Here is an 11,691-nt window from a genome sequence, read left to right as displayed (position 1 = left end):
TTTTTAGTCTTTTTGTTGATGAGGAACTTTATAGGAATCCATACACCCCAGCGTACAGAACATTTTATCCCTGACTTGTTCACGGTTTATATATATTTCTTTGCTGCAATTCTTGCATTTGACTTCGATTATTTCCATGCTGCATTCTCCTTTTAATTTATGTTTGGATGCATTTTAGTATACAGGAAATTTAGACAACTCCCGTTTCCTGTATTCCAGAAATACCAAGCTAACACCACCTGTCAGCTCACTCCAATACCACTAAATAATTCATTATGATGTCAAGGTTTAAATGATTTTGCTTGCCAGATGAAAAGATATCATTCTGTAACGTCTCTCCATGCAAGCAATCCTCCGGCTGCAACCATGGCGCCTGCAAGTGCAACTATATACAGGCCGTAACCCGCACCTGATTGCATGGATGCGTCCATAAACTCACCGGAGAATTCCCAGATGCTTCTAATATTTACTGCCCAGCCACCGATTATCAGGATGCCGCATATGAACATCGCCATACTCCGGATTTTTTCCCGGAGTAATACAGCAACCGCTATGCTGACGATCCCCAGGGCAAGAACACCCAGTCCCTGGAATTCCCAGGTTGCATTTTCTCTCCACAGCCCAAGCAGAAGCCCGTTTCCACTGATAGAGCCAAGACCATTTACAGATATGCTTGACGCCACGCCAAACATGCTTGCTTTTGCGCTGTACCATGGTAAAAAGACACTTATTATAGATACAATTCCACCAGCCAAAGCAAGAATTTGTGCATTTCCAGATCCATTTTTAGTTCCCATGCTGGCATTTCATGTATTTATAATATAAATTCGTTACCCCACATCGAAACTGTCTGGATTTATAATTTATGAGATTATTTTTTTCCCGGATATTTTATAAGCCCATCTGTTGGAGCTGTTTATATAATATATTTCTTCAGAATTCCCCTTTTCAATAAATTGTATATTTCCTTCCTGTACTTCGCCTGATTCAAGTCTGAATTTTACAGCATCCCCGATAGTATGTTTCATACTCTCACCCTGCCAGGTTAACAATGATCCGAACTTATTTCGTTCATCAGATCATTCTTAGTTCTCATCGGGCAATCCGGACATAGCCGTCTGCATCTTCTCTCTTCATCATTTTGTGTCTCATTATTCATATCTATTCGACCTCAGACCTATCTAATAATATATTGTATTATATTAAATATCCGGTTAGAAAATGAGCATTAAATTCCGATTTTATGCAAAAAATATCACATTCTCCTGAAACTCAGGATACCGATCTCCATCATGATAGCCGCAAACAACACCAACACTCCGGCATCCAGCAGGATTGGAAAATGGTTTATCCCCAGAATGATACCGCGCATGGCATCCACTCCGTAGGTCAGCGGATTGATATAAGTGACAGCAGAAAGCCAGGGCGCAAGATTGCTCACAGGGAAAAGTGCGCCGCTGAAGAAGAACATTGGCCACATTACAAAGTTTATAACAAGGCTGAAACCCTCGGGGCTTTTCAGGTTCGCTCCTATCACAAGACCGATGCTTACCATCGCTATTGAGATAAGGAGAAGCATCAGGAACGCTTCGAGGATCACAAGAGGGGTGAAGGGAATACTTATAAAAAATCCTATAATTATGAGATATACCACCTGTACCATTGCATCAGTTGCCCCGCCCAGCATCTTTCCAGCAAATACGCTTGCCCTTGATATTGGCGCAACAAGCACTTCCTTTAAGAAATCAAGTTTCCTGTCCCAGATAATGTACACTCCATAAAAAAGCGAAGTGAACAATACTGTCATGACCATTATCCCTGGATAGATAAATATCTGATACGGATATCCGCTGATCTTTTCGACTGTTGAGCCAAGGCCTGCCCCGAATCCGAATATCCAGAGAAGCGGCGAAATGACCGAAGAAATAAGCCTTTCTTTCTCACGAATATAGATTTTTGCTTCCCGAAGCCAGACTGCATATATACCTTCTATCTCGCTCATCTTTTCATCACCCTTTCCCAGAAACCGCCTTCTGCCTCAGCTTCACGGATATCCCTGCCTGTATAATGCAAGAACACATCATTTAGAGTACCTCTTCTTACCTCCACAAAATCAATAGGACCAGTGTTTAAAAGCAAATCCTGGAGATGTTTGCCTGCGTCCTTTATGGAAATAAGAAGCACACCTTCTTTCTCCTCAACTTTAATGACATAATCAAGTTTCCTGATTCTTTCGATATCAGATGTTTTTTGTTTGAGACTGACCACATCCCCTATTATCTTTTTCTTCAGGGCAACAGGTGAATCTAACGCGACAATCTTTCCATAATCGATGATCGCAACCCTGTCGCAAAGCTGTTCTGCTTCGTCCATATAATGAGTTGTAAGTAAGATCGTCATGCATTCCTTTTGCGCAAGGTCTTTTATATAATCCCATATGTGATCTCTTGTCTGGGGATCAAGACCAAGTGTAGGCTCATCAAGGAAAAGGATTTTGGGATGGTGCATTATCCCGCGGGCAAGTTCCAGGCGCCTGCGCATCCCGCCTGAATAAGTATTTACAAAGTCATCAGCCCTTTTTTCAAGGTTCACGATAGACAGGACTTCATCAATACGCTGCGACCTTACAGCTTTTGGGACTTCAAAAAGGAGATTATGAAGGGCGAGATTTTCCCGGCCGGTCAGGAGGTCGTCAACGCTTGCCTGCTGAAATACTATGCCTATTGATTTTCTCACCTTTCCCTGTTCTTTGACTATATCAAAACCATTGACCCAGGCTCTTCCTGATGTGGGTTTTAAAATAGTGCACAGCATTGAAATAAGAGTTGTTTTCCCCGCGCCGTTGGGGCCAAGAAGCCCGAATATCTCCCCCTCATTTACTTCGAGGTTCAGTTCGTTAACAGCGGTTATTTTACCGAATGTTTTGGTGAGAGCCTCGGTTTTAATGACCATACCAGTTAATATGGTTTTACATACTAAAAAATTGATTGCCCGGATTACAGGTTTGTTATGTCACTTGCGTTTTCAACTACGATCTCCCGGACATTCTTATATTGCGCGACTTTACCATTAATGCGTACTTTGTCACCGGTTTTCAAATTATCATACACTTCTTTTGCCCCATTGTCTTTTGAAATGAATACTTTGATGTTGAGATTTGAAATTGAGAGGATCAGGTTATCCCCTTTTGCTGTCATCTGTTTTGAAAGGATAGTCCCTTCTACATATATTTTCTCCCCTATCTTGGAATCCTCTGAATATGCGGCAACCTGCGGAATAAAACCAAAATAACCGATAATAAGTGAAAGGACTGCCATTATCAGCAGTACAATCACTATTTTTTCTTCTTTTTGCATCATCTCATTTATCTATCGATATCAATGTTACATTAAAGATAAGGGTTTTTCCTGCAACTTCAGGGTTCTGGTCAAAAATTACAGATGTCTCATTAAAACTGATCTTTGTGGGGATCATCTGGCCGAACCTGTCAGGAAGTGGCACTGTCGTATCAGGAACCGGGTTACGTTTTAAAGTGATATTCTTATCACCTACATCAATAACTGTCGTGGTAAAAGGATAACCAGGCTCCTGAATAACCTGGTTTTTCGTAACATTTGATCTTAATGTAACATTTTTTTCGTCAATTTTTATTACGGTTTCATTCCATGGCGCTCTTGCATCCCATACATTGGATCCCAATTTAAAGTCATAGGTAAATGACACTTCTTCAGACGTGACATTATTGATTGTTATATTGATGTTTGTATTCGGAATTTGTACGGATTCGCCAGCAGTGTGATTTTCACCGAAGTATTGCTCAAATTGAGCTAAGGGAAGTACCTCTCCTTTATTAACGGTATTATTTACCGGGACCTCCAATACTATTGGACTTGCATGGATTTGTCTTGGATCTATCGGATAAGCTTTTTCCGGCGGGATCGTTAATTTTCTGGTCTCTCCCTTTTTCATTCCGATAACTCCATCATCAAATCCTTCTATGACCTGTCTCTTTCCTACAGTGAAATTCAGCGGCTCATAAGTCGCACCGGGAGTAAATAAATCGTTAGCCATAGCCACACTTTCATTAGAAGTATCAAAAACTTTCCCGTCCTCGAAACTGCCAACATAATCAACGGAAATATTATCCCCCTTTTTTACTGTTTGTACTGTGTTATCCACGCAGCCACTGAATAATATTGCAGCTGCTAATATTAGAATTAATAATTTTTTCATGATATCGCTCATCCAGAGTGATGATAACATATAAGTAATTTGTGATTATTCTGGGGAACATATTTTAACTGTTCATCCAGGAAATCAATATGGAAATTCCGTCATTATTTATGCCTTTAATAATATTGAGTGCCAGTCTAATAATAGCTGCTGCAATAAGTGTTATAATAAAGGTCCTGCAAAAAAGAGTTGAAAAGACGAATACAAAACTTGATGATATTATTCTTCATTCTATTGGAAGACCGCTTTACATACTTGTTATTGTTGCAGGTATTTATTATGCCATCCACCAGACTCCCTATCTGGCAGGCCTGATAAATACATTTGACAAGGATTACATATACAGGCGCTTCATTATCACTATTTTTGTAACATGGGTCGTAGCATCGCTGGCAAAGAAGATCATCAAGGAATATGGCTATAATATTTCAGCAAAGACAGAAGGAAGCATAGATTACAGGCTCGTGGCTCTTGCAGATATGTCAGCAACTTATATTATCTGGCTGTTTGGTATTATGACCGCCCTGTTGAATATCGGATATAATATAACAGCGTTCATCACAGGCATGGGGATTCTGGGCCTGGCTATCGCGCTTGCAGCCCAGAACCTGCTTTCAAATGTGTTCGGAGGCGTCACCATTACCCTTGACCATCTTTACAAAGTGGGGGACAGGGTAGAAATGGGTGGGGTCTATGGTGATGTCTACGAAATAAAGCCCAGATATACAAATATAAAAACACTTAATAATACAATTATCACAATTCCCAACTCCAAAGTGATCAATGAGCAGATAATTAATTATGCAGTGCCTGATGCTTCGGTAAGAGTAAAAATACCTGTTAGTGTTGCATATGGTACAGATCCAGAACAAGTGGAGAAAATCCTTCTTGAAATTGCAGATAAAACGCCGCTTATCCTGAAAGAACCTGAGGCTTCTGTCCGCTTTATTGAATATGCTTCGTCGTCCCAGAACTTCGAACTGATCGTCTGGGTCAGGCATTATGATGACAGGCATCCCATCATTGACCATGTTTTAAGGGAGATGTTCATCCGATTTAAAGATAAAGGCATAGAGATACCCTTTAACCAGATGGATGTGCATATTAAGAAAGAATGATAATATGACTGAGAAAAAGATTCATAAGGAGGAGAATAAGGGTAGAGCACTTACTGATGAAGATAATAATCTTTTAGATGCCAGTATGAACTATAACGACAAGTTGCTTAAACGACTTGCCCATATGTAATATCTTTTTCGAAACATTCGTATTACCCGATTCCGCCCGCAGGCGGTCAAACATTCCCGCAGGGCAAACCTTGGGCGCACCGCATTTGATAAAAGGCAGGCGACGGATTTCTTTTTGCGTGAACGGAAGGGCGGTATTTGTTTTGCGCATCCCCTGTAGGAAAAAGGAATATTTGTATAGGTAATCAACCACAGAGCACTCAGAGAGCACAGAGCGTTGCCATTTTTCTCTGTGTTCTCTGTGCTCTCTGTGGTTTTCAAACCAGAAAATAATAGGAAGTCTCAAACCGCGACTGTCCGGCGCAGGACTGTCGCCCAACCTCCCGCATTAAGTACGCCGTCCGCCCGCAGGCGGATTCGGGCAGTGCCCGAACCCATTGGGAGGCGTGCTTAGTGCGGCGCTCATCACCCATCATATTAAACGATTGCGTTCAAATGCCGTTAAGTTATTAGGGATTTCTGAGGATATTCATAAGCGCGTCCGCGTTTGTGCGGCGCACCTTGGCTAATATGGAATAAAGCCGAAAGTGAAAAGGGAGGATTTTTATTTCGTGGGGTAATAAAGATTTACGGCTGAATAAAATCACAAAATCCCTGGCTTTGTTTTTGAGATTTTCTTTAATAATCCACAAGCCTTATCACGCTTGATCTAACAGCAATCAAGTTAATCACAAGCATGCACCAAAAAATCAATAAATCCAATTTCTTTAGGTTAATCTTTGCCAAAATCCTCTTTGTAAAAGAGTATAATTTTTTCAATGGCAACCACCTGATGAGCAACTCTTTTAGCAGTACGCTGCTTGGCGCCCGGGTAACGACATTCGCCAAATACTTGAACCAAAAGTGCATGGCATATTTTTCTTCTCCTATGCGAGTATAATAGCGATACATCCAAAACCAGGTGTTGATTTTCGAGTCTCTCTTGTCTTTATCGGAAAGTTTCGACCACACTCCTCCGGAATGGACACGATAGCATGCGGGTTTTATCTCAGGGTGGTACTTGCTTTTGCCATAATGGCCAATAATTGATATAAAAAAGTTATCGCCATTTTTGACCATGTTGCGTTCCGGGGCATAATTGTTAATCAGATTACGATATACCCAAGATAGGGTTAAAATCCATGCCTCATCCATAATCAACTCTTCGCTTGAATAATCACGCTTATATCTGTTTGGTAGTTTAGAATCCTTAATATGATTTCCATCTTCGTCGATAATAAATGCATCATGACCCGATATTACATAATCTTGATTTGCTTCTAGAAAATCCACCTGTATTTGTAGCTTTTTTTTATCAGTCCAGAAATCGTCACCTTCACAAACAGCGATATATTTTCCTTTGCATTGTGGCTCTACTATAGATCTTGGTTTTTTGCCTTGAGAATATTGGTTCTCATTTTGAAATATTGGTCTAATTATTTTAGGGTATTTATTAGTAGCATATTCACGCACAATTTCGGATGTTTTGTCTGTTGAAGCATCATCATGAATGATAATCTCAAAAGGGAAATCCGTTTCCTGAATCAAAAAACCCTGAATAGTTTTCTCGATATAGTGTTCGTGATTAAACGTAATACATATTACGCTAACCAGCGGTTTATCCGCCGGGTTCCATGCCTGCATAATCTCTTTTTCAGATCTTAGGTTTTGCATATTGATTCCTTCATTATTTATTTATACATTTATACGTTCTTTGACCATTTGTAAAGTCATGGTAAAGGCTTGCAGTTTCAACGCACGAGCACCCAGTAAATACAGCATAGTCGCCGCGATGCCAAACACGATTAATTCCGCCAAGGCGGGCAAGGTGGACACCGACACGGCAACATACACCATCACTGCAATTGCACCCGACAACACCAGGCCCGGGAGAAAATCACCGATTTGTTCACGCACCGAATAGCCAATAAGCTCATTAGAGAAATAGCTGTTGGGCAGGTAGGCCAGCACAGATCCGATAATCTGTCCGATCAAAATTCCGATCACGCCGTACTGTACGCTGACAAACAGAATCAACACACTGCTGATCTTTTTGAGAATTTCCAGATTCAAAAACAGATCAGAACGGCCTTTGACTTTAAGAATATTCAAATTAATTGAATGTAAGGGGTACAACAACCCTGCGATGCACATCAACTGTAAATATGGCACCGCCGGAAGCCATCGTTCGTGCAGTATCAAACGAAAAAGAGGTTCGGCCAGGGCCGCCATAAACACCATCGCGGGAAACAACAAGAAAGTGGTCATTTGGATGACTTTGCGATACCCTGCTTTTAAGATCACATTGTCGTGTTGCATGGTCGCCAACGCGGGATAGGTGACCGTTGATATGGAACTGACGAGCTGATCAATGATCAAGTTCTTGATATTATTAGCAAAAAAGTAATATCCTGCAACAGTGGCACTAAATATTTTTGCAATCACCACCACATACATATTCTTAAACACGGTATCGAGCAAACCCGATAAGAACAACTTGGAGCCAAAACCGAACATGTCATTCAGAGATTGGCGGCTAAAGGTAAGCGTGGGCTGCCAAAGTTTCATGCTCCATATAAACACCGTGACCAAAAATGCTGAGATCAGCATTTTCGCAACCAGTGCCCATACGCCCCAGCCGATATATGCAAGCAAGACGGCGATAAAGCCTGAAACAACGCTAGCTGGTACGGTCGCTTTCAGCTGGACCTTAAAGTTTAAAGTACGATTGAGAATGGCACTTTGCACTACCTGAAACGAACCGATAAGAATCGCAATCCCTGCAACGCGAATCAGACCGGTCAGCCTTTTTTCTTCGTAAAAATCTGCGATAAACGGCGCAGCGCTGAACAACAACAGATAAGCCAAACAACCCAATGCCAGGTTGGTGTAAAACACGGTATTGAAATCATCCTGACTTGCGCCTTGCTTACGAATAAGTGCTTGCTTGAAGCCTGAATCCATCAAAGTGCCAGCCACGGCGATAAAGATTTCCATCATCGCCACTAAACCAAAATCTGCAGGAACTAAAAAACGCGCCAACAGCAGGCTAATAACGATCCCGATACCGCGCGTACTCATCTGTTCAGTGAAGTTCCAAAGGATTCCAGTGGTGGTTTTATTAGCAAGGCTCATTGTTCAGGCATGGTTTGTTCTTAGTGAATTTTTAATTTTCTCCTCAATATTTTTGAGAAAGGTTAATTGTGTCGCGCTTTGAATAGACATCATTTTCAAAAAGTAAACGCTTGACATTTCTTAATTTATTTATTGCCGGATACTTTTTAAGGTTTTGACATTGTGCTCCATGATTCCAGGCATAATATCCACTTGCGTTTGTTTTAATGCTTGTAACACTTCTCCCAAACCATTCCTCTAAATAAGCATCTAAAATTTGTGGATTTACATCATTAGCTAATTGAAGTGGGCCCCAAAAACGTGGATTAATTTCTATATAATAAAAATTATCATGCTCTAAGATAAACTCAATCATTAATGGACCAAAGTAGCCGGCTTTGTATATTATATTCATCAACGCGTCCTCATTTAAGCCTGGATTATTACAGGCTTTAGCCAAAACAATCGATTTACCATCAGGCTGCTGAAGAATATTTTCTTGCCAATATCCTTCAAAGCTACCATTTCTAGATAAGTACGCACAAAAATAATAACTTTGACCACATATAAATCTTTGACCAAAATATTCATTCCTGTTAATTTTTTCTTTGACTTCTTTGAGGAAATCCTGGCTATAGCAAATAAACGGATAAAGGACTCGATTTAGAATTACATTTTTGTATGGCTTGATAACACAGGGAACCTGTGCTTTGTCTAATTCAACTGTTTCTATTATTTTGATATAATCCAAATCTTTGAATAATTCCTGGCTTGACCACTTGCTCGTAATTTTTTCGTATGGCTCTTTTGGCGGCATGCCAGAGGCTATGCCTCTTTTTTGAAACGAATCAACATTTTCAAGTACAAACATATTCAAGAATTCAGACGTTGGACAATAAACAAGCTCATCGTCATACAGACTTGAAATTTTAAAAAATAATTCTCTAGTTAAAGTTTTATCCGTCCGCTCTAGAATTACATTATTTTTATAATCAGTTAAGTAAATAAGATCTTCAACCCCAGAAGACACAATAACAAACTGCTGATCAATGCTCTTAAAATATCTACATAGTGCTATAACTGCACGCTGATTGTAACCAGAAAATATGAGTGCAGTTCTCATTTAGTTGACTCAATAATTATATTTGTAATTTCAGTTTGCTTTTCCTTAGTGAGACCTGGATAAATCGGCAAACAGAGAATGCGGCTAGCGATGTCACGGGAGTTGGCGCAGACCTGGTCGGTTTGCAGGTAGTCGAGCATGTCCAGGCTGGGGTAATAGTAACGCCGTGGAAAAATGCCATTATCATTAAGGGCTATTTGCACTTTGAGCAACTGGGCTTCGCTTTTTAATAACACGGGCATGTAGCCGTAGTTGTTATTGGCGTGGGAGTGTAACGCTTGAAATTCTACCAAACCTTCAAGCTGTGTTTGGTAAGTTTGCCAGATGTGTTTTCTTTGTGCGCTGATGGTTTCGATTTCATCGAGCACGCACAAACCCATGGCGGCTTCAAATTCGTTCATTTTGGCATTGGTGCCGAGGCCTTCGATTGTTATAGGTCCGGTAATACCAAAGTTGATGAACAGGCGGATTTTTTTGGCCAGTTCATCATCGTTGGTGATGACTGCGCCACCTTCAATGGTATGAAAGAGTTTGGTGGCGTGGAAGCTGAGTATAGAGATGTCGCCGTAATTAAAGACGCTTTGGCCTTTGTAGTTGACACCAAACGCATGTGCGCCGTCATAGACAACTTTGAGGTTGTGCTTTTGGGCGATGTGCTGAATAGCCTCAATATCACAGGGGTTGCAAAATACATGCACGGGCACGATAGCACTGGTGTGCGGGGTAATGTGCTGTTCTATTTGTACAGGATCAAGGTTGAAGCTCCTGGGATTTATGTCCGCAAATACGGGTTTTAGCCCTTCCCATACCAGGGTGCTGGTGGTAGCGACAAAACTGAACGGTGTGGTAATCACTTCTCCTTTAAGATCAAGCGCTTTGTAGGCGAGTTGCAGCGCAAGACTGCCATTAGCAACGAGAATTAGGTGTTTTACACCCAGATGCGCTTGCAGACGCACTTCAAGCTCTTTAAGCAAGTCGCCGTTATTGGTGAGCCAGCCAGATTCATAAATACTGTCGATGTAAGCCTTATATTTAGCTTTGTTGGGCAAATAGGCTTTAGTAACATTGATCATAATTCCTCATGTATACAGAACAAAAATATTCAATCAGTATTTCGATTTTTTCCCCTACTTCTCAATTATAATATTTACATCTATTATCTAAATCTCACCTTGCCTGAAGGTTTTTATGTCTTATCACACATCTCTGTAGTTAGACATATTATTGATATTAATATATAAACCCATACTTTAATAATATATCTCACCAGCTTTATAATTATATTTATAAAAAGATAAGCAAATTCTTATTTGGAAGATGGTCTGCCAAATATGCCCCTGAAAATAAAGAACAAATTTTGAAAATTTGCACACCTACCAACATGATTTGAAAAGACCTACAAAATTTTTTCTTTTATCAAGAATGTAGGATTAGTTTCATAATGTTAATTATCAATATACCTAACATGACAAATGAAAATCCTCTATAAGTGTTGAATTAGAACTAATTACACCTATTAAAAAAATGTCAAAAAATATGGACAAAACATAACATTAAGAAAGATTGAAATGGATTTAACACGAAAATCAATACTCACAGCAGGATGCGCGGTTGTATTAACATCAGGACTGATCATTCTTCTTGTTCTTCTAACCGCATTCCCGATGTCCTATTTCTCAATTTCTGTTCAAAAACTTATTCTGATCCTGGTTTTTATTTTTCCACTAATTGTTGCAATGCCTCTTATTTTTAAAAAATTAAACCGGCTTCATGATGAGAAAAAGATACTCGGCTGGACTTTTATGGGACTTGGGGCGGAATTTATCTTATTTCCGTTCATGCTTTTGATCTATATTTTTAATTTTTCATCAGTATTTAGCATAATTATTGGAGGAACAATTATAATATTTTCTTTAATATTTGGATTATCTGCCGGCTTAATAAGTATTATAACAGGGATCTCATTGGTCAATAGAAGGAAAGGGTAAATGCTTA

At 40.0% G+C, this 11,691-nt stretch carries 14 protein-coding genes; 2 read left to right on the top strand and 12 right to left on the bottom strand.

The window, feature by feature from the left end:
* Positions 1–3: 3 nt before the first annotated feature.
* The 7 genes from CL181_RS21225 to CL181_RS15395 form a co-directional block, all read right to left on the bottom strand.
* A complete protein-coding gene (locus tag CL181_RS21225) occupies positions 4–138 on the bottom strand; it encodes a hypothetical protein (RefSeq protein ID WP_255251601.1) in 135 nt (44 codons plus the stop codon).
* A gap of 182 nt (positions 139–320) precedes the next feature.
* The gene (locus tag CL181_RS15415) at positions 321–797 is read right to left on the bottom strand and encodes a hypothetical protein (RefSeq protein ID WP_097300212.1); all 477 of its coding nucleotides are present in this window, start codon (positions 795–797) and stop codon (positions 321–323) included.
* Positions 798–863: 66 nt separating this feature from the next.
* Positions 864–1,028 carry a hypothetical protein gene (locus tag CL181_RS20580; RefSeq protein WP_176505261.1) on the bottom strand — a complete coding sequence of 55 codons (165 nt, stop codon included), beginning with the start codon at positions 1,026–1,028 and terminating at the stop codon, positions 864–866.
* A 227-nt stretch (positions 1,029–1,255) separates the two neighbouring features.
* On the bottom strand, positions 1,256–2,002 hold the full coding sequence (locus CL181_RS15410; RefSeq protein ID WP_097300211.1) for an ABC transporter permease: 747 nt from the start codon (positions 2,000–2,002) through the stop codon (positions 1,256–1,258).
* Positions 1,999–2,952 carry an ATP-binding cassette domain-containing protein gene (locus tag CL181_RS15405; protein WP_097300210.1) on the bottom strand — a complete coding sequence of 318 codons (954 nt, stop codon included), beginning with the start codon at positions 2,950–2,952 and terminating at the stop codon, positions 1,999–2,001. Before CL181_RS15405 ends, CL181_RS15410 begins: the two co-directional genes overlap by 4 nt.
* Before the next feature lie 44 nt (positions 2,953–2,996).
* A complete protein-coding gene (locus tag CL181_RS15400) occupies positions 2,997–3,359 on the bottom strand; it encodes an OB-fold nucleic acid binding domain-containing protein (RefSeq protein ID WP_097300209.1) in 363 nt (120 codons plus the stop codon).
* A gap of 1 nt (position 3,360) precedes the next feature.
* Entirely contained in the window at positions 3,361–4,233 is an 873-nt protein-coding gene (locus CL181_RS15395) for an FKBP-type peptidyl-prolyl cis-trans isomerase (RefSeq protein ID WP_176505260.1), read from the bottom strand.
* An 89-nt stretch (positions 4,234–4,322) separates the two neighbouring features.
* Between CL181_RS15395 and CL181_RS15390 the strand changes: the two genes are divergently transcribed.
* Positions 4,323–5,351 carry a mechanosensitive ion channel family protein gene (locus tag CL181_RS15390; RefSeq protein ID WP_097300207.1) on the top strand — a complete coding sequence of 343 codons (1,029 nt, stop codon included), beginning with the start codon at positions 4,323–4,325 and terminating at the stop codon, positions 5,349–5,351.
* 73 nt (positions 5,352–5,424) lie between these two features.
* On the opposite strand, the gene CL181_RS19845 is transcribed toward CL181_RS15390, so the two are convergent.
* The 5 genes from CL181_RS19845 to CL181_RS15370 all read right to left on the bottom strand — a co-directional run bounded on the left by CL181_RS19845 (position 5,425) and on the right by CL181_RS15370 (position 10,769).
* Entirely contained in the window at positions 5,425–5,799 is a 375-nt protein-coding gene (locus tag CL181_RS19845) for a hypothetical protein (RefSeq protein WP_141398941.1), read from the bottom strand.
* Positions 5,800–6,098: 299 nt separating this feature from the next.
* A complete protein-coding gene (locus CL181_RS15385; protein ID WP_217993194.1) occupies positions 6,099–7,133 on the bottom strand; it encodes a glycosyltransferase in 1,035 nt (344 codons plus the stop codon).
* A 21-nt stretch (positions 7,134–7,154) separates the two neighbouring features.
* The gene (locus CL181_RS15380) at positions 7,155–8,594 is read right to left on the bottom strand and encodes a lipopolysaccharide biosynthesis protein (RefSeq protein WP_097300206.1); all 1,440 of its coding nucleotides are present in this window, start codon (positions 8,592–8,594) and stop codon (positions 7,155–7,157) included.
* 43 nt (positions 8,595–8,637) lie between these two features.
* Positions 8,638–9,696 carry a hypothetical protein gene (locus CL181_RS15375; protein ID WP_097300205.1) on the bottom strand — a complete coding sequence of 353 codons (1,059 nt, stop codon included), beginning with the start codon at positions 9,694–9,696 and terminating at the stop codon, positions 8,638–8,640.
* The gene (locus CL181_RS15370; protein WP_097300204.1) at positions 9,693–10,769 is read right to left on the bottom strand and encodes a DegT/DnrJ/EryC1/StrS aminotransferase family protein; all 1,077 of its coding nucleotides are present in this window, start codon (positions 10,767–10,769) and stop codon (positions 9,693–9,695) included. Before CL181_RS15370 ends, CL181_RS15375 begins: the two co-directional genes overlap by 4 nt.
* Positions 10,770–11,264: 495 nt before the next feature.
* On the opposite strand from CL181_RS15370, the gene CL181_RS15365 reads away from it, so the two are divergent.
* A complete protein-coding gene (locus CL181_RS15365; RefSeq protein WP_097300203.1) occupies positions 11,265–11,684 on the top strand; it encodes a hypothetical protein in 420 nt (139 codons plus the stop codon).
* Positions 11,685–11,691: the final 7 nt, after the last annotated feature.

It is taken from the genome of Candidatus Methanoperedens sp. BLZ2, assembly GCF_002487355.1.
In the GTDB taxonomy this organism is placed as follows: Archaea; Halobacteriota; Methanosarcinia; order Methanosarcinales; family Methanoperedenaceae; genus Methanoperedens.
The sequence above is the reverse complement of the archived record's forward strand: the minus strand, read 5'-3'. Positions and strand labels throughout refer to the sequence as shown.

What these genes read in the sequence shown, in the direction of transcription:
- CL181_RS21225 (WP_255251601.1), bottom strand. Translation starts at nt 138, where the DNA reads ATGGAAATAATCGAAGTCAAATGCAAGAATTGCAGCAAAGAAATATAT.
- CL181_RS15415 (WP_097300212.1), bottom strand. Translation starts at nt 797, where the DNA reads ATGGGAACTAAAAATGGATCTGGAAATGCACAAATTCTTGCTTTGGCT.
- CL181_RS20580 (WP_176505261.1), bottom strand. Translation starts at nt 1,028, where the DNA reads ATGAAACATACTATCGGGGATGCTGTAAAATTCAGACTTGAATCAGGC.
- CL181_RS15410 (WP_097300211.1), bottom strand. Translation starts at nt 2,002, where the DNA reads ATGAGCGAGATAGAAGGTATATATGCAGTCTGGCTTCGGGAAGCAAAA.
- CL181_RS15405 (WP_097300210.1), bottom strand. Translation starts at nt 2,952, where the DNA reads ATGGTCATTAAAACCGAGGCTCTCACCAAAACATTCGGTAAAATAACC.
- CL181_RS15400 (WP_097300209.1), bottom strand. Translation starts at nt 3,359, where the DNA reads ATGATGCAAAAAGAAGAAAAAATAGTGATTGTACTGCTGATAATGGCA.
- CL181_RS15395 (WP_176505260.1), bottom strand. Translation starts at nt 4,233, where the DNA reads ATGAAAAAATTATTAATTCTAATATTAGCAGCTGCAATATTATTCAGT.
- CL181_RS15390 (WP_097300207.1), top strand. Translation starts at nt 4,323, where the DNA reads ATGGAAATTCCGTCATTATTTATGCCTTTAATAATATTGAGTGCCAGT.
- CL181_RS15385 (WP_217993194.1), bottom strand. Translation starts at nt 7,133, where the DNA reads ATGCAAAACCTAAGATCTGAAAAAGAGATTATGCAGGCATGGAACCCG.
- CL181_RS15380 (WP_097300206.1), bottom strand. Translation starts at nt 8,594, where the DNA reads ATGAGCCTTGCTAATAAAACCACCACTGGAATCCTTTGGAACTTCACT.
- CL181_RS15375 (WP_097300205.1), bottom strand. Translation starts at nt 9,696, where the DNA reads ATGAGAACTGCACTCATATTTTCTGGTTACAATCAGCGTGCAGTTATA.
- CL181_RS15370 (WP_097300204.1), bottom strand. Translation starts at nt 10,769, where the DNA reads ATGATCAATGTTACTAAAGCCTATTTGCCCAACAAAGCTAAATATAAG.
- CL181_RS15365 (WP_097300203.1), top strand. Translation starts at nt 11,265, where the DNA reads ATGGATTTAACACGAAAATCAATACTCACAGCAGGATGCGCGGTTGTA.